The 14,695-nt window shown below is 73.1% G+C and carries 15 protein-coding genes; 4 read left to right on the top strand and 11 right to left on the bottom strand.

What is annotated here, in order from left to right:
* Positions 1-203: 203 nt before the first annotated feature.
* Positions 204-1,190: a hypothetical protein gene (locus tag ACIPLC_RS31540; RefSeq protein WP_400476444.1), complete on the bottom strand. Its 987-nt coding sequence runs from the start codon at positions 1,188-1,190 to the stop codon at positions 204-206.
* A gap of 140 nt (positions 1,191-1,330) precedes the next feature.
* On the bottom strand, positions 1,331-3,121 hold the full coding sequence (locus tag ACIPLC_RS31535; RefSeq protein ID WP_400476443.1) for a diguanylate cyclase domain-containing protein: 1,791 nt from the start codon (positions 3,119-3,121) through the stop codon (positions 1,331-1,333).
* A gap of 364 nt (positions 3,122-3,485) precedes the next feature.
* On the opposite strand from ACIPLC_RS31535, the gene ACIPLC_RS31530 reads away from it, so the two are divergent.
* On the top strand, positions 3,486-4,022 hold the full coding sequence (locus ACIPLC_RS31530) for a flavin reductase family protein (RefSeq protein WP_400476442.1): 537 nt from the start codon (positions 3,486-3,488) through the stop codon (positions 4,020-4,022).
* Positions 4,023-4,031: 9 nt separating this feature from the next.
* Here the strand turns inward: ACIPLC_RS31530 and arfB are convergent, their stop codons facing one another.
* On the bottom strand, positions 4,032-4,466 hold the full coding sequence (arfB, locus tag ACIPLC_RS31525; RefSeq protein ID WP_400476441.1) for an alternative ribosome rescue aminoacyl-tRNA hydrolase ArfB: 435 nt from the start codon (positions 4,464-4,466) through the stop codon (positions 4,032-4,034).
* A 92-nt stretch (positions 4,467-4,558) separates the two neighbouring features.
* On the opposite strand from arfB, the gene ACIPLC_RS31520 reads away from it, so the two are divergent.
* Both ACIPLC_RS31520 and ACIPLC_RS31515 read left to right on the top strand, forming a co-directional pair.
* Complete coding sequence (locus tag ACIPLC_RS31520; RefSeq protein ID WP_400476440.1) at positions 4,559-5,056, top strand: hypothetical protein; 498 nt, start codon at positions 4,559-4,561, stop codon at positions 5,054-5,056.
* A 134-nt stretch (positions 5,057-5,190) separates the two neighbouring features.
* Positions 5,191-5,766: a TerD family protein gene (locus tag ACIPLC_RS31515; protein ID WP_400476439.1), complete on the top strand. Its 576-nt coding sequence runs from the start codon at positions 5,191-5,193 to the stop codon at positions 5,764-5,766.
* A 96-nt stretch (positions 5,767-5,862) separates the two neighbouring features.
* Here ACIPLC_RS31515 and ACIPLC_RS31510 read toward each other — a convergent pair whose 3' ends face one another.
* From ACIPLC_RS31510 to ACIPLC_RS31480, 7 genes are all read right to left on the bottom strand, one after another.
* Positions 5,863-7,083, bottom strand: coding sequence for a hypothetical protein (locus ACIPLC_RS31510; protein ID WP_400476438.1), 1,221 nt, complete (start codon positions 7,081-7,083; stop codon positions 5,863-5,865).
* A gap of 122 nt (positions 7,084-7,205) precedes the next feature.
* Positions 7,206-7,694 (bottom strand): DUF3180 domain-containing protein, encoded by a 489-nt coding sequence (locus tag ACIPLC_RS31505; RefSeq protein WP_400476437.1) that lies wholly within the window; start codon positions 7,692-7,694, stop codon positions 7,206-7,208.
* Between the two features lie 188 nt (positions 7,695-7,882).
* Positions 7,883-8,482 (bottom strand): 2-amino-4-hydroxy-6-hydroxymethyldihydropteridine diphosphokinase, encoded by a 600-nt coding sequence (gene folK / locus ACIPLC_RS31500; RefSeq protein ID WP_350885211.1) that lies wholly within the window; start codon positions 8,480-8,482, stop codon positions 7,883-7,885.
* Positions 8,483-8,522: 40 nt separating this feature from the next.
* Entirely contained in the window at positions 8,523-8,882 is a 360-nt protein-coding gene (folB, locus tag ACIPLC_RS31495) for a dihydroneopterin aldolase (RefSeq protein WP_400476449.1), read from the bottom strand.
* A 247-nt stretch (positions 8,883-9,129) separates the two neighbouring features.
* Positions 9,130-9,627 carry a nuclear transport factor 2 family protein gene (locus tag ACIPLC_RS31490; protein WP_400476436.1) on the bottom strand — a complete coding sequence of 166 codons (498 nt, stop codon included), beginning with the start codon at positions 9,625-9,627 and terminating at the stop codon, positions 9,130-9,132.
* A complete protein-coding gene (gene folP, locus ACIPLC_RS31485; RefSeq protein WP_400476435.1) occupies positions 9,624-10,511 on the bottom strand; it encodes a dihydropteroate synthase in 888 nt (295 codons plus the stop codon). The genes ACIPLC_RS31490 and folP overlap by 4 nt, the downstream gene beginning before the upstream one ends.
* 68 nt (positions 10,512-10,579) lie before the next feature.
* Positions 10,580-12,418, bottom strand: coding sequence for a phosphatidylglycerol lysyltransferase domain-containing protein (locus ACIPLC_RS31480; RefSeq protein ID WP_400476434.1), 1,839 nt, complete (start codon positions 12,416-12,418; stop codon positions 10,580-10,582).
* 375 nt (positions 12,419-12,793) lie between these two features.
* Here ACIPLC_RS31480 and ACIPLC_RS31475 point away from each other — a divergent pair, with 375 nt between their 5' ends.
* Complete coding sequence (locus ACIPLC_RS31475) at positions 12,794-13,948, top strand: alpha/beta hydrolase (RefSeq protein ID WP_400476433.1); 1,155 nt, start codon at positions 12,794-12,796, stop codon at positions 13,946-13,948.
* Between the two features lie 49 nt (positions 13,949-13,997).
* Here the strand turns inward: ACIPLC_RS31475 and folE are convergent, their stop codons facing one another.
* Positions 13,998-14,603 (bottom strand): GTP cyclohydrolase I FolE, encoded by a 606-nt coding sequence (folE, locus tag ACIPLC_RS31470; protein ID WP_266311788.1) that lies wholly within the window; start codon positions 14,601-14,603, stop codon positions 13,998-14,000.
* Positions 14,604-14,695: the final 92 nt, after the last annotated feature.

Here is a 14,695-nt window from a genome sequence, read left to right as displayed (position 1 = left end):
CGATCGGCTCGCTGGAGGCGGGCAAGCACGCCGACCTGGTCGTGCTCGACTCCGCGGGCTACGACCTGGTCGCCGTCATGCGCCGCGGCCGCTGGGTCCTCGGCGGCGAGCGCTTCGACGTGGTGAAGCCCGTCTGACGGCCCGCCCGAACGCCGACGGCCGCCCTTCCCCCACGGGGACGGGCGGCCGTCTCGCGTTCCGGCTCAGCTGCTCGGCTCGACGGTGATCTGGTCGATCAGGACCGGACCGGACGGCGCGGTGATGGTGATGCTGTTCGCCCCGGCCTGGAGCTGCGGAAGTATCCAGGTGGTGTACCAGGAGGACGCCGGGTCCTTGCCGGGCGAGTAGTTCTTGAAGGCCAGCCCGCTCGGCCAGTCCTTGCCGTTCACGGCGGCCGCACCCTTCACGTCCGCGCCGGAGTTGTTGAAGTGCACGGTCAGCTTGTACGTCCCGGCCGTGGCGATCTCGCCGTTCCAGGTCACCGAGCCGCCCTGCTGGAGCGTCAGGTAGCTGCCGTCGGCGGACTTGGCGCCCTTGACGCTGTTGCCGGACGGCGCGTTCTGGGCCTGCAGCTGGGCCGCGTCCACGGCCGACGGGCCGGCCGCCACGGTCGTGCTGGCCGAGGGAGAGGCACCCGTGGACGCGCTGCCGGTCGCCGGGGTGGAGGGGGGAGCCGCAGCCGTGGTCTGGGCACCGCCCTTGGCGGTCTTGTCGGGCTCCGGGTCGCCCGTGGAGAGCGCGATCCCGGCGCCGATCGCGATGGCCGCGACCACCGCGACCGCGCCGATCACCGCACCCTTGCTCCGGCCGCTGCTCGACCGGTCCTCCCCCGGCTGCGGCCGGGAGTGCTCGGCGTAACGGGTCTGCTGGGTGGGCGCGGTGCCGTACTCGGGCTGCTGTTGCTGCGGCGGGTACGGCTGCGGCTGGCCACCGGGGTAGCCCTGCTGCGGCCCCGCCTGCTGGCCGTACTGGGGCTGCTGCGGCCTCGGCTGGTAGGGCTGCTGCCCGTACTGGGCCCGGCCGACCTCCATCGGGCGGCTGTACGGCGTCCGGGGCACGCCCTGCTGTGGCTCGGCCGGCTGCCCGGAGGCACCCTCCGCCGGGCGGTAGAGGTAGCCGAACGGGTCGTCGTCCTGCGGGGCACCGCCCTCGGGCGCTCCGTTGTTGCCGGCGGTCGTCACGGTGGTCAACTCCCCCATCCGGTTCGCGCCGCGGACTGCGGGCCGCCGGCGCAGATCATGGACGCTGTCGTACCCGGGAACCCTACCTGTCCCACGTGACAGCCGGAAAAGAGCCCTTGACAACCCGTGGGTAACCAGGGCCGGCCGACTCAGCCCGCCCGCCGGTGCGAGCGCTCGCCCCGCGCGCCCCGCACGGCGCCGCCCCGGGCCCGCTTCTCGTCGTACATCCGCTCGTCCGCGGTGTGCAGCACCTCCTCGATGCTCATCCCGCAGCCCGCCCAGCCGACCCCGAGGCTCACCCCCACCCGCATCGCCCGGCCGTCGATCCGCATCGGCGGGATGATGGCGCCCCGCAGCCGGTGGGCCAGGTCCTTGGCCTCCTCGCGGCCGATCCCGTCGGCCAGCACGACGAACTCGTCGCCGCCGAGCCGGGCCACCGTGTCGCCGTCCCGGACGGCCTGGCTCAGCCGCCGGGCGACCTCGACCAGCACCGCGTCGCCCGCGTTGTGGCCGAACCGGTCGTTGATCGACTTGAAGCCGTCCAGGTCGCAGAAGAGCACCGCGAGCCCCTTGTCCAGCGACGCCGGGACGCCGGAGCGGAACGGGACGGACCACGCCTCGCCGCCCGGGCCCTGGTCGGCCGGGACCACCGCGTGCACGTGCTCCCCGTAGCCCGGGGCGAGACCGGGCAGCGGGCCGCCCTCGGGCATCCCGTAGCCGTGCACCGGCCCGCCGTACGGGTCCGCGCCCTCCAGCCCGTCGTAGGCGGCGTGCGCGCTGTAGGAGTCGGCCGGGTAGCCGTACGGCGCCGGGTAGGCCGGCTCGCCCGGCCCGGCGGGGGCCCCGACGGTCTGCGGCTCGGCGCAGAGCCGGCGGGCCAGCCGGGCCTTCAGTTCGGCGCTGTTCGGCAGGCCGGTGAGCGCGTCGTGGCTGGCCCGGTGGGCGAGCTGGAACTCGTGCCGCTTGCGGTCCTCGATGTCCTCGACGTGGGTGAGCAGGAAGCTCGGGCCCTCGGCCGCGTCCGCCACGATCGAGTTGCGCAGGCACACCCACTGGTAACCGCCGTCCCGCCGGGACAGCCGCAGTTCCGCCCGGCCGCTCTCGGCGCTGGTGCGCTCCAGCAGCGCCCGGTCCTCGGGGTGGACGAGGTCGGCGAAGCTCTGCTGGCGCAGCACCGCGCGGGGGCGGCCGAGCAGGCGACAGAGCGCGTCGTTGACCCTGGTCAGCTGGCCGCGCCCGGCGCCGTGCAGTTCGGTGATGGCCATCCCGCTGGGCGCGTACTCGAAGGCCTGGCGGAAGCTCTCCTCGCTGGCCCGCAGGGCCTGCTGCTCCTTCTCCAGGCGGGCCAGCGCGCGTTGCATCTCGGCCCGCAGCCGGGCGTTGCCGATCGCGATGGAGGCCTGCAACGAGAACATCTCCAGCGCCTCGCGGGTCCACGCGCCGGGCCGCTTGCCGCTGCGCGGGCGGTCCACCGAGAGGACGCCGAGCAGGTCGCCGCCGGCGCTGTACATCGGGGCGAGCAGCCCGTCGGCGGGGTGCCAGTCGTTGGCGTAGACGGGCAGCGGGCCGTCCCCGATCCAGCGCGGGATGTCGCTGGCGACGGCCCAGCCGCGGTCGTACGGCAGGAAGCGCAGGGTGCCCCAGTGGTCGCTGACGCCGAGCAGCCGGTCCCAGGACTCCCGGGAGCCGACCTGGCCGAGCAGGACGGAGGGGCCGCCCATGGTGCTCTCCTCCAGCTCCCAGACGGCCGCCACCACGAGGTCCCCGTCCGGGCGCACCAGACTGACCGCGGCGGCGTCGAAGCCGAGCCCGTGCACCGCACCCTCGACGACGGCCTGCAGCGTGCCCGCCAGGCTGCGGGCAGCGTTGAGGTCCGCCACGACCCGGTGCAAGGTGCGGAGGGTCGCGAGACGGACGTACGGCTCCGACTCGGCTTCCATGCGGGGGCTCCCCGGCTGCTTCGGATAGTTCTTGATTGGTTATCGTCCGATTGCCAGAAGAACTGAATCACAGGGAGCACAGCGTTCGGCACGCTCGGTCAGCAATAGGCCATCACTTGTGACTCAAATCACACGACACTAATGCGCCCTTCATCAGCTCATCCGCCCCATAGCGGGACATAAAGCGTTATCGGAACATTTCCCGTGGTCGACCGCATTGGCCTCGCGCTGAAGCCGGCTGCCGCCCGGCAGACCCCTTGCTTCACTCCTGAGGGTGAGTCCCGCCCCCGGCCGCAACCCCGCCCCGTGCGCCGCTGGTCCTACGACCTCGGCCCGATGCCGATTCCGGCGACCGCCGACTACCGTGCGGTACGTGTACTCGTCCCCGCAGCCCGAAGCTGCCTCCCACGCCACGCCCGACGAGTTCCGGGCGGCACTCTCCCAGCTCGCCTCCGGCGTGAGCCTGGTGACCGTCCACGACCCGGAGGACGGCGAGGACGTCGGCATGACCGCCACGTCCTTCCTGTCCGTGTCGCTGGAGCCGCCGCTGGTACTGATCTCGGTCCGCGAGGACTCCCGGATGGACGAGGTGCTCTCCCGCACCGACACCTGGGCGGTCTCGCTGCTCGCCGAGGGGCAGAAGGCGCTCGGCTCCCGCTTCGCCATGAAGGGCCGGCTCAGCGACCGGCTGCTGTTCGCGGACACCCCGCACCACCGCGGCCCGCGCTCCGGCGCCCCGCTGATCGACGGCGCGCTCGCCACCGTCGAGTGCCGCACCGAGCAGCGGATACCGGCGGGCGACCACACCCTGCTGCTCGGCCGCGTCCTGGAGGCCACGGTGCCCGACCCGGCCGGCCGCCCGCTGCTCTACTTCCGCGGCGGCTACCGCGCCCTCGGCTGAGCCGCCCGGCTACTCGCCGCCCCGCGGCGACTGCCGCCCTTGCTTGAGCTCGGAGCGGCGCCGCTTGTTGGACAGCCGGCGCTCGACCATCCCCCGGCTCGGCCTGGTCGCCCGGCGGGCCTTCGGCGGCGGCGCGCACGCCTCGGTCAGCACCGCCGACAGCCGGGCCGCGGCCGCCTCCCGGTTGCGCCACTGCGAGCGGAACTCCGAGGCCTGGATCACCAGCACCCGGCCGTCCACCAGCCGCCCGGCCAGCCGCTCCAGCGCGCGCTCGCGCCACACCTCGGGCAGCGCCCCGGACGCCGCCACGTCGTAGCGCAGCTCGACCTTGCTGTCGGAGGTGTTGACGTGCTGGCCACCGGGGCCGGAGGAACGCGAGAAGCGCCAGACGAGCTCGGTGTCGGGGACGACCACCGACCCCCGTACGCGGATGGGCTCGGGCATGCGTCCATCATCGCGCGCCCGCACCGCCCGGTCACCCGGTTATCCGCGGCGGCCGACGGCCCGGTTCCGCACCACCGCCCGCAGCCCGGACAATGGCGTACGTGATCGAGCTCGGCTACTCCCTCTCCAACCGCTTCCCCGACCCCCCGCAGACGGACTACCGCTCCGCCCCGGTGCGGTCCCTGCGGTACGACCTGTTCTGCGGCGACGTCTACCTGGACGCCGAGGGCGCCGAACTGTCCACCGGCTGGGGGTGGGTGCCGGTGCTCGACTTCGCCTGGGCGCTGTGCGACATCGCCGAGGAACTGGACCGCGACCCGGACGGCGGCCGGGCCGCCCGGGTGCAGACCGCCGACCTCGACTTCACCCAGAACACCGAACTGCTGCGGTTCGCCCGCCGCTTCAACTGGGTCGAGATCACCGCGACCTGGCTGCCGGACGAGCCGCCCGCCGTGGTCCGCCACGGCGAGCTGCGGCGCGAGGCCCGGGACTTCCTCCAGGACACCCTCGCCGATCTCTTCGATATGCACCCCGAGCTGGCCGACAATCCGAACGTCTGGTCGTTGCAGGGCCGGTTCCCCCGGATCTGATCCCGGCATTGCCCGGCATTGCCCGGCCTTTGCCCGGGGATTGGCGTCCACGAAGAATTCACGGACTCCGTGGAACCAACCCACCGGGGTATTGCGTTGTCCCGGAAAAAGCGAACGAAGGGACTGCAATCGCCATGCCAGTGAGCCTCTCCAAGGGTGGCAACGTCTCGCTGACCAAGGAGGCCCCCGGCCTGTCCGCGGTCAGTGTCGGCCTGGGCTGGGACGTCCGGACCACGACCGGCGCCGAATTCGACCTCGACGCCAGCGCGATCGTCCTGAACGCGGACGGCAAGGTGCTCTCCAACGGGCACTTCGTCTTCTTCAACAACACCAGCAGCCCGGACAACACCGTCGTGCACACCGGTGACAACCGCACCGGCGAGGGCGCGGGCGACGACGAGTCGATCAACGTCAACCTGGCCGGCCTGCCGGCCGAGGCGGTCAAGATCACCTTCCCCGTCACCATCTACGACGGAACCACCCGCGGCCAGAGCTTCGGCCAGGTCCGCAACGCGTACATCCGCGTGGTGAACGCCGCCGGCGGCGCCGAGATCGCCCGCTACGACCTCTCCGAGGACGCCGCCACCGAGACCGCCATGATCTTCGGCGAGCTCTACCGCAACGGCGGCGAGTGGAAGTTCCGCGCCGTCGGCCAGGGCTACGCCTCCGGCCTGGCGGGCATCGCCCAGGACTTCGGCGTCCAGCTCTGACGCCCCGCCGGGCCTCCGGCGGACCCCTGGAACACCGCGGCGCGGGACATCGGTCACACCGATGTCCCGCGCCGCTTTCGCGTACCCAGCCCGGGCTCAGCGCGAGGCGCGCAGCTCCGGCAGCTGGATCAGCTCGGTCTCGTCCTCCGGGGTCAGGTCCACCACCGCGGGCGCGCCCGGCGCCGGCTCGACCGCCGGCTGCGACGCCTGCGAACCGGCCACGACCTCCTGCGCCTCCTGGGCTTCCTGGGCTTCCTGGGCCTCGGCCTTCGCCTGCGCGGCCACCGCCTCGTCGCCCACCACGTCGGCCAGGTCCGTCCGCTCGCCCAGCTCGTCGATGCTGCCCACCGCCGGAGCCGGAGCCGCCGCCCGCACGACCGGGCCCGCACCACGGCCGAAGAAGCTGAAGCCCGGCCCGCGCGCCGCCCCGGACTGCGCCGACCGCGGCCGCTGCCGCTCCGCCGGCGCGGGCGCGGGCGCCGCCGCGACCGGAGCACCCGGCGTCCCGCCGAGCTGCCCGACGGTGGCGGTCAGCGCCGGGCGCACCGGCGCGGGCCGCACCGGCGTCGGCGCCTGTGCCTGTGCCTGTGCCTGTGCCTGTGCCTGTGCCTGTGCCACCGGAGCCTGCCCCGGGGTGGGCACCGCGGGGGCCACCGGCGCCGGCACCGAGGGTGCCACCACGGCGGGCGCGGGCGCGGGCACCGGGGCCGCAGCGGCCGGCGCCGTACGCGCCCGCAGCGCGACCTCCGAGCCCGCCGTCCGCTCCCGCCGCGCCTCCTGCTCCGCCGCCCGCCGCTCCAGCAGCCGCAGCACGGACGCGGCACGGACGAACGCGGCCGGGCTGGCCGGGTACTTGGGGCGGCTCGCAGCGAGCGCCCGCTGGGCCGCCTCGGCCTCCTTGAGCGCCTGCTCGGCCACCGTCACGGCCCGCTCCCGCAGCAGCCGGGCGATCTCGGTCTCGGCCTTCGCCAGCCGCGACTTCTCCGCCGTCAGCCGCCGCCCGAACCGGGTGGCCCGCTCCTCGGCGACCTCCGCCGCGTACTCGGCCTCCGCCAGCTGCTCCTCGAACCGCTCCTCGGCCCGCAACCGCTGCGCCGCGGCCATCTCGGCGGCCGCCCGGGCCGCCTTGTCCCGCTGCCGCAGCAACAGCGCGAAGCCGAGCATCGCGACCACCCCCGCGACACCCACCGAGCGCACCAGGACGGCGTCCCGACTGAAAAGCAGAGCGGCCAGCGCAGCGACGAGCAGCACGCCGGCGGCGGTGGGGGGAAAGATCCGGCCGAGGACGGAGGAATGACGGTGGCGTCCGCGAGACATGCCAAGAAACTAGCGTGCGAATTGGGGCCGTGTCAGCCCAGGGTCCTCTTCCGCCCTTGACAGTGCGCAAGTTTTACCGCACGTGCCCGGCGTTTCACTCAAGATCACGAAAAAAGCCCTGCTCAGTGGTGCGAGGCCGCCGGGCCGGCCGGATCGTCGTGGTTCTCCGGCAGCTTGCACACGTGCTGCAGCCAGAGCGCCGCCGCGATCACCGCGGCCCCGGCCAGCACCGCGAGCCCGGCCGTGACGGCCTGGTCCTTGCGCGCCGACACGTCCAGCTCGCCCAGCAGGAAGATCCCCGCGCCCGCGTAGACGCCGGTGGCCACCGCCGAGACCAGCGCGCTGGCCTGCCCCAGCACCACCGCCCGGGCCGCCAGCAGCGGGTCGACGCCCTTCGCGCCGGGCTGCCGCTCGCGCACCGCCTTCAGCCGGGACCGCAGCGAGAGCGCGGTCGCCAGCAGGACCACCGCCACCGCCGCCAGCACCACCGGCGCCGCGACCGGCACGGCCGGCAGCGTGTCCAGGGAGGCCCAGAGCTTGGCACCGGCCCAGGACAGCGCCGTGGTAGCAGCGGTGATGCCGACCAGCAGGCGGAGGCGAAGCAGCTTCACTCGGAGGAGGTCCTTCCCGGGGTTACCAGAGCCGGCCGTCGCCCGGTGGCCCGGCGCGGTGGCGCCAGGCCACCGTACCGGGCCCGACCGGGCGGGCACCCGCACGAACGGCGGACACCTACTCGTACGGCCGGGCCCCCCGGTCGAGTTCCCCGGCCGCCCTCACCGGGCCGCCGGGCCGTGGCAGGTCACTCCGGCAGCGTCAGCCGGATGTCGTCCCGCCGCCGGACGCCCTGCGCGCCCGGGCCGCCGAGCGCGTCCAGCAGTTCGCCGACCTGCCCGTGCCCGGGCACCTCGGCCTCCGGCTGGGCGTCCAGCCAGGGGGCGAGCACGAAGGCCCGCTCGTGCGAGCGCGGGTGCGGCAGCAGCAGCTGCGGGTCGTCGCTGAGCACGCCCTCGTAGGCCAGGATGTCGACGTCCAGGGTCCGCGGACCCCAGTGCACCGTCCGGACCCGCCCGAAGGCGTCCTCGATCGCGTTGCCGCGCTCCAGCAGGTCGCGCGGCGGCAGCGAGGTGCGCAGCACGACGACCGCGTTGTAGTAGTTGGGCTGTTCCCCGGGGCCGCCGACGGCCTCGGTCTCGTAGACCGCGGAGACGGCCTTGATCTTGAGCCCGGGGGTGTCGGCGAGCGCGTCGACGGCGCCCTGGAGGGTGTCCAGGCGGTTGCCCAGGTTGCTGCCGAGCGCGATCACGGCGCAGCGCTGGCTGTGCAGTGTGGTGTCGGCGGAGTCCACCCGGCTCTCCAGGTCGAACGTGGTCGGCGAGGCGGTCGGGTCGCTGGTGCTCATCGAGATCCCTCTGCAACTGGAACGGGGCGCGCGTCGGCGGTCATGCGCGGCCCCGGTGGATGGTCACGGTCACGTCGTCGAACGGCACGGTGATCGGGGCGTCGGGCTTGTGCACGGTCACCTCGACCTCCTCGACCGCTTCGTGCTTCAGGCACTGGTCGGCGATGCGCTGGGCCAGGGTCTCGATCAGGTCGACCGGCTCCCCGGCGATGATCGCGGTGACCTCCTCGGCCACGAGGCCGTAGTGCGCCGTGCGGGTGAGGTCGTCGCCGGACGCGGCGGGGCGGGTGTCCAGGTACAGCACGAGGTCGACCACGAAGGTCTGGCCCTCGACGCGCTCGCGCTCGAAGACGCCGTGGTGGCCCCGGGCACGCAGCCCCCGCAGGGTGACGCGGTCCAGCAAACGAATCACTGCTCCCAGTCGGACGGGCCCCACCCGGAGAATGGCATGGACGAGCGGGGCGAAGGCGGGCAGCACACCCGCCACTCCGTCTCGAATCTACCCGCGGGCGCTGACAACGTCTGACCGTCCTACCCGGCACGAACCGTCGCCACGCGCACCGGAATGGCGATTGACGTGAACGTTCGGTGACCACTCGGAAATTCCCGGGCGACCTCCCTGCGGCGTTTTCCGAAGGCCGTCCGAATCAGTCCTCGTCCTCGTCGTCGCCGCTGGTCAGAACGGGTGAACCGTGGTGCGACCAGAGCTTCCACCCGGCCGGGGTACGGCGGAACAGATTCGTCGAGACGACCTTTCCGCCGACCAGCGGGCCGAGTTCCCCCTCCTCCTCCGCCTCGCCGCCGGAGAGGATGTTCTCGGTGCACGTGACAAGGGCCACATCTCCGTGGACCTCGGCCTCGACATCGGTCAGGAAGAACTGGATGTACTCCGTGTTCATCATGATCAGCATGTACGAGCGGGTCACCTGCGCCCGCCCGCGCAGCACCGGCCAGCCGGGGTGCACGCACACCACGCCGCCCTTGTCGTCCGCGTCCGCGGCGCCCAGCCAGGCGTCCTCGACCGCCTCCAGGTCCCCCTCCTCCAGCGCCTGGTAGAGCGCCTGGTTCGCCGCGAGCACCGCCTCCAGGTCCGCCTCGCGGGCCTGGCCGGCCGTCCCGCCGCTCAGCCTGCCGTCACCTGTCACAGACCCTCCCTCACCCCTTGCCGGGCCGCGTGCTGCCAGGCCGCGACCACCCGGACGGCATCCGCCGTGCCGGACACGTCGTGCACCCGCACCGCCCAGGCGCCGGCCTGGGCCGACAGCACCGACACCGCGGCGGTCGCGTCGTCGCGCTCCCGGGCCGGGCGCAGCGCCCCGGTTTGCGGGTCGGCCAGCAGCGTACCCAGGAACCGCTTGCGCGATGCGGCGACGAGGACGGGACGGCCGAGCGCGGTGAGCGCGTCCAGTCGGCCGAGCAGCGCCCAGTTGTGCTCGGAGGTCTTGGCGAAGCCGAGCCCCGGGTCGAGGACCAGCTGGTCCTCCTTGACCCCGGCCGCCAGCAGCGCGTCCACCCGGACGGCCAGCTCGGCGACCACGTCCGCCACCACGTCCCGGTAGACCGCCAGCTGGTCCATGTCCGCGGACTGCCCGCGCCAGTGCATCACCACGAACGGTGCGCCGGTGTCGGCGACCACCCGGGCCATCGCCGGGTCGGCGAGCCCGCCGGAGACGTCGTTGACGAGCGCGGCACCGGCCTCCACGGCCTGCTCGGCGACGGAGGCCCGCATGGTGTCGACCGACACCACCACCCCGGCGGCGGCGAGCTCGCGCACCACGGGCAGCACCCGGCGCAGCTCCTCCTCCTCGGGCACCCGCTGCGAGCCGGGCCGGGTGGACTCGCCCCCGACGTCCACCAGGTCCGCGCCGCGGGCGCGCAGGGCGAGCCCGTGCGCGATCGCCTTGGCGGGGTCGTGCCAGAGGCCGCCGTCCGAGAAGGAGTCGGGCGTGACGTTGACCACACCCATCACGGCGCAGCGGTCGAGCCGCGGCAGTCCGGCCGGCAGCGAGAAGGACGGCGAGTTGCTCATGCGCCCATTATCGAACGGGGCCCCCGCCGAGGATTCTCGGCGGGGGCCCCGTTCGTCGCGGCGACGTCTCAGGCGGCCTCGGTGACCTCGCGGGCACCCGGGGTGGGCATCAGGCCCTCCCGCTGGCGCCGGCGGCCGAAGCGCGGCATCCCGAGGGTGATGAAGGCCTCGGCCTGCATCGCGGCGAAGCCGATCCGCGGCAGGTCCCGGGTGTTCGGGAAGACCAGGAAGCGCGGCTCCCACTCGGGCTGGAACTTGGCGTTGAACTTGTACAGCGACTCGATCTGGAACCAGCGCGAGAGGAACACCAGCAGGCCGCGCCAGGCCCGCAGCACCGGTCCCGCGCCGATCCGCTCGCCGCGGGCCAGCGCCGAGCGGAACATCGCGAAGTTGAGCGACACCCGGCGCACGCCCATCGCGGGCACGGCCTGCAGGGCGGCGACGATCAGCAGTTCGTTCAGGCCCGGGTCGGCGGCGCGGTCGCGGCGCATCAGCTCCAGCGAGATGCCGTCCGGCCCCCAGGGCACGAAGTGCAGCACGGCCTTCAGGTCGTCGCCGCTCTCGCCCTCCTCGGGGGCCTTGTGGGCGGTGACCACCACGCAGTCGTCGTCCAGCGGGTCGCCGAAGCGCCCGAGGGCCATCGAGAAGCCGCGCTCGGTGTCGGTGCCGCGCCAGCGGGCGGCGGCGTCGGCGATCCGGTACTTCTCCTCCACGCTGAGGTCGGAGACCCGGCGCACCTGGCAGGAGTAGCCGTTGCGCTCGATCCGCTTGACCATCTGGCGCACGTTGCGCATGGCCCGGCCGGCGAGCGAGAAGGTCGCGGTGTCGACGATCGCCTCGTCGCCCAGCTCCAGCGCGTCCAGGCCCGCCTCGCGGGTCCAGACCTCGCCGCCGACCTCGCTGCAGCCCATCACGGCCGGCACCCAGGCGTGCTCGCGGGCCTCGGCCATGAACACCTTGATCGCGCCCGGCCAGGCCTCGACGTCGCCGACCGGGTCGCCGGAGGCCAGCATCACGCCGGAGACCACCCGGTAGGAGATCGCGGCCTTGCCGGTGGGCGAGAACAGCACGCTCTTGTCGCGGCGCAGCGCGAAGTAGCCGAGCGAGTCGCGCTCGCCGTGCCGGGCGAGCAGCTCGCGGACCTTCTCCTCGTCCTCCGGGGTCAGCTCCGGCTTGGGCTTGCCCGGGCGCAGCGCCAGGTAGGCGGTGGTGAAGGCGGTCAGCAGGCCCAGTCCGCCGAGCAGGTAGGCGACCAGGTCGGACATCCGGACGTTGTTGTACCGGATCGGCCCCTCGAAGCCGAACAGCCCGTACACGACGTGCTGGAGGCGCTCGGACAGGGCCGGGTAGCCGATCTCGTACTTGGTCCGGGTGCTCACGATCAGCAGGCCGAGCAGCACGCTGACGGCGCCCATCACGATCAGGTTGACCAGCGCCCGCCAGCGGGTGCGCGGGTCGGCCTTGGCGTAGAACTCGCGCTGGTGCACCAGCATCACCACGAAGACCGCCAGCGAGACCACCGCCGGGCCGATCTGGTGCCAGCGCACGATGTGCAGCGCGGCGCCGACCGGCAGCAGCACGCACACCGCCCGCCAGGCCCGCCGCTTGCGCCGGCGCAGCGCGTGCGCGAGCAGCACCAGCAGCAGGCCGATCATCATCGTCCCGACCGCGGCCAGCGAGGTGGTGCCGCCGGGCAGTTGCCCGGTGAAGGTGTGCATCTTGGAGTGCCGGAGCTTGGGGAACACCGCGCTCGCGATGTCGACCAGCCCGATCAGCAGACAGGCGTACCCGACCGCGCCTGGCAGCCAGGCCCTCGGAACGGACGCCGCCTGGGTGCGAAGCGTCTGCAGGCCGCGACGACGACGCGGCTGCTCGGGGCTCGGCTCAACGGACACGGGAACGCTCATGGAAGCTCAGCGTAGAGGCTGCGGGACGCCGTCCGGTCACTCCGGGGGAGCACGTGTGATGGACCTTCATGCCTTTTCCTTCATCAGGCAATGCGCATACCAAGGATCCGGAAACGGTCGGTAATCCGGTGCCGTGGGCGCGCTGCGGTTGAGCCGGGGGTGGGAGCCGAGGGCCTGCCGCCGCGTGGCGCGGCAGGGTCCTCCGGTACGCCGTACGTACGGTGGACGCCGCATTCTAGGGCGCCGGTTGCCTGCGGCTCCCCCCGCCCTCCCGGCTCGCCCGGGCCCCGGACAGCCTAGCCGCGGTGGCCGGAGCTGACGGACCGCCAGACGATGAAGCGTGCACCGACACCGTCCCATCGGAAGGCCGACTGCATGGAACTGACCAGCGACGCGCTGGTGAACTCGCTGCTCGCACTCGGCGCTGCGGCCCTCGTCACCACCCTGTGGATCTGGCCGCGACTGGCGCCCCAGCGCCCGCTACCCGTCCTGGGCCGGATCGGCCTGCTGGCCGTCACTCAGGTCGCGGTCGTGGCCGTGCTGGCGCTGGCGGTGAACAACTCCTTCGGGTTCTACACCTCGTGGGACGACCTGCTCAGCCCCGGCGGCACCAAGCTCGCGCTGACCAGCAACGAGAACCACAAGGGCGGTACCCCGGCCTCGGACGAGCCGATCCAGCCGACCGGCGAGGGCGGTCTGGAGACCGTCACCGACCTGCCCAAGGGGGCGCCCGAGGAGGTCGGCAAGGTCGAGTCGGTCCGGGTCACCGGCAAGGAGACCGGACTGTCCGACCAGATGTTCGTCTACCTGCCGCCCGAGTACTTCGACCCGAAGTTCGCCCTGGTCCGCTTCCCCGTCCTGGTGACCATCTCCGGCTTCCCCGGCACCACGCTCAACCTGCTGAAGGAGCTGCCCGTCCTGCGCACCGCGGCCGAGATGCAGAAGTCCGGCAAGATGCCGCCGACCATCGTGGTCATGGCCCGCCCGACCGTCGCCCCGCCGCGCGACACCGAGTGCGTGGACGTCCCCGGCGGCCCGCGCACCGAGACCTGGTTCACCAAGGACCTGCCGGAGGCGCTCCGCACCACCTACCGGACCGGCCGCTCGGCCGCCTCCTGGTCCGTCTTCGGCTACTCGACCGGGGGCAGCTGCGCGCTGCGGCTGGCGATGCGCTTCCCGAACGTCTACAGCAGCGCGGTGGGCCTGCACGGCGACTACAAGGTCAAGGAGGACCAGTTCACCGGTGGCGACCTGTTCAACGGCGACACCGGCCTGGCCCAGCAGAGCGACCTCGACTGGCGGCTGACGAACCTCCCGGCCCCCGCCCTCTCGCTGCTGGTGGTCTCCTCCCGCAAGGAGGTCGACTTCGCCCAGACCCTCCAGTTCGTCGACCACGCCCAGCAGGTCGCGGCGGCCAACCCGCAGTTCAAGGTCGACTCGCTCTACCTCGACGACGGCGGCCACAACTTCGACAGCTGGACCCGTGAGCTGCCGTCCTCGCTGGAGTGGATCGGCCAGCGGCTCGGCTGACGCGGGCGGGTGGCGGCCGGCCCGGGCCCCCGGACCGGCCGGCCGATCCCTACCGACCGATGATGAGGCTCATCGCCTCGGCCCGGGTGGCCGGGTCGCGCAGCTGGCCGCGGACGCACGAGGTGATGGTCTTGGCGCCGGGCTTGCGGATGCCGCGCATCGACATGCACATGTGCTCGCACTCGACCACGACGATCGCCCCGCGCGGCTCCAGGATCCGCATCAGCGCGTCGGCCACCTGGCTGGTCAGCCGCTCCTGCACCTGCGGGCGGCGGGCGTAGACGTCGACCAGCCGGGCCAGCTTGGACAGGCCGGTGATCTTGCCGCTGGGGGACGGGATGTACCCGACGTGCGCCACGCCGCGGAACGGCACCAGGTGGTGCTCGCAGACGGACGTCAGCTCGATGTCCTTCACGAGCACCATCTCGTCGTGCCCAAGGTCGAAGGTGGTGGTGAGGACGTCCTCGGGCTCCTGCCAGAGGCCCGCGAATATCTCCTTGTAGGCGCGCGCGACCCGGGCCGGGGTCTCCAGCAGCCCCTCGCGGTCCGGGTCCTCCCCCACGGCGAGCAACAGCTCGCGGATGGCGTTCTCGGCCCGCTTCTGGTCGAAGGTCCCGACGGTGGGCGGACCGTCGAGCGTCACCGGGTCGATCATGCGGGCCTCGCTTACTTGGGACGACTTTGCTGAACAGCACGGATGCCGCGTCTCCAGGGTACAAACCCCGGTGACGCGGCATCCATTCCGTA

This window comes from Kitasatospora sp. NPDC086801 (genome assembly GCF_044745805.1).
In the GTDB taxonomy this organism is placed as follows: Bacteria; Actinomycetota; Actinomycetes; order Streptomycetales; family Streptomycetaceae; genus Kitasatospora.
The sequence above is the reverse complement of the archived record's forward strand: the minus strand, read 5'-3'. Positions and strand labels throughout refer to the sequence as shown.

Coding starts and splice junctions, on each gene's coding strand:
- arfB (WP_400476441.1), bottom strand. CDS start 4,466: ATGCCCGAGCCCATCCGCGTACGGGGGTCGGTGGTCGTCCCCGACACC.
- ACIPLC_RS31480 (WP_400476434.1), bottom strand. CDS start 12,418: ATGAGCGTTCCCGTGTCCGTTGAGCCGAGCCCCGAGCAGCCGCGTCGT.
- ACIPLC_RS31475 (WP_400476433.1), top strand. CDS start 12,794: ATGGAACTGACCAGCGACGCGCTGGTGAACTCGCTGCTCGCACTCGGC.
- folK (WP_350885211.1), bottom strand. CDS start 8,482: ATGAGCACCAGCGACCCGACCGCCTCGCCGACCACGTTCGACCTGGAG.
- ACIPLC_RS31520 (WP_400476440.1), top strand. CDS start 4,559: ATGGCGTACGTGATCGAGCTCGGCTACTCCCTCTCCAACCGCTTCCCC.
- folE (WP_266311788.1), bottom strand. CDS start 14,603: ATGATCGACCCGGTGACGCTCGACGGTCCGCCCACCGTCGGGACCTTC.
- ACIPLC_RS31515 (WP_400476439.1), top strand. CDS start 5,191: ATGCCAGTGAGCCTCTCCAAGGGTGGCAACGTCTCGCTGACCAAGGAG.
- folP (WP_400476435.1), bottom strand. CDS start 10,511: ATGAGCAACTCGCCGTCCTTCTCGCTGCCGGCCGGACTGCCGCGGCTC.
- ACIPLC_RS31535 (WP_400476443.1), bottom strand. CDS start 3,121: ATGGAAGCCGAGTCGGAGCCGTACGTCCGTCTCGCGACCCTCCGCACC.
- ACIPLC_RS31510 (WP_400476438.1), bottom strand. CDS start 7,083: ATGTCTCGCGGACGCCACCGTCATTCCTCCGTCCTCGGCCGGATCTTT.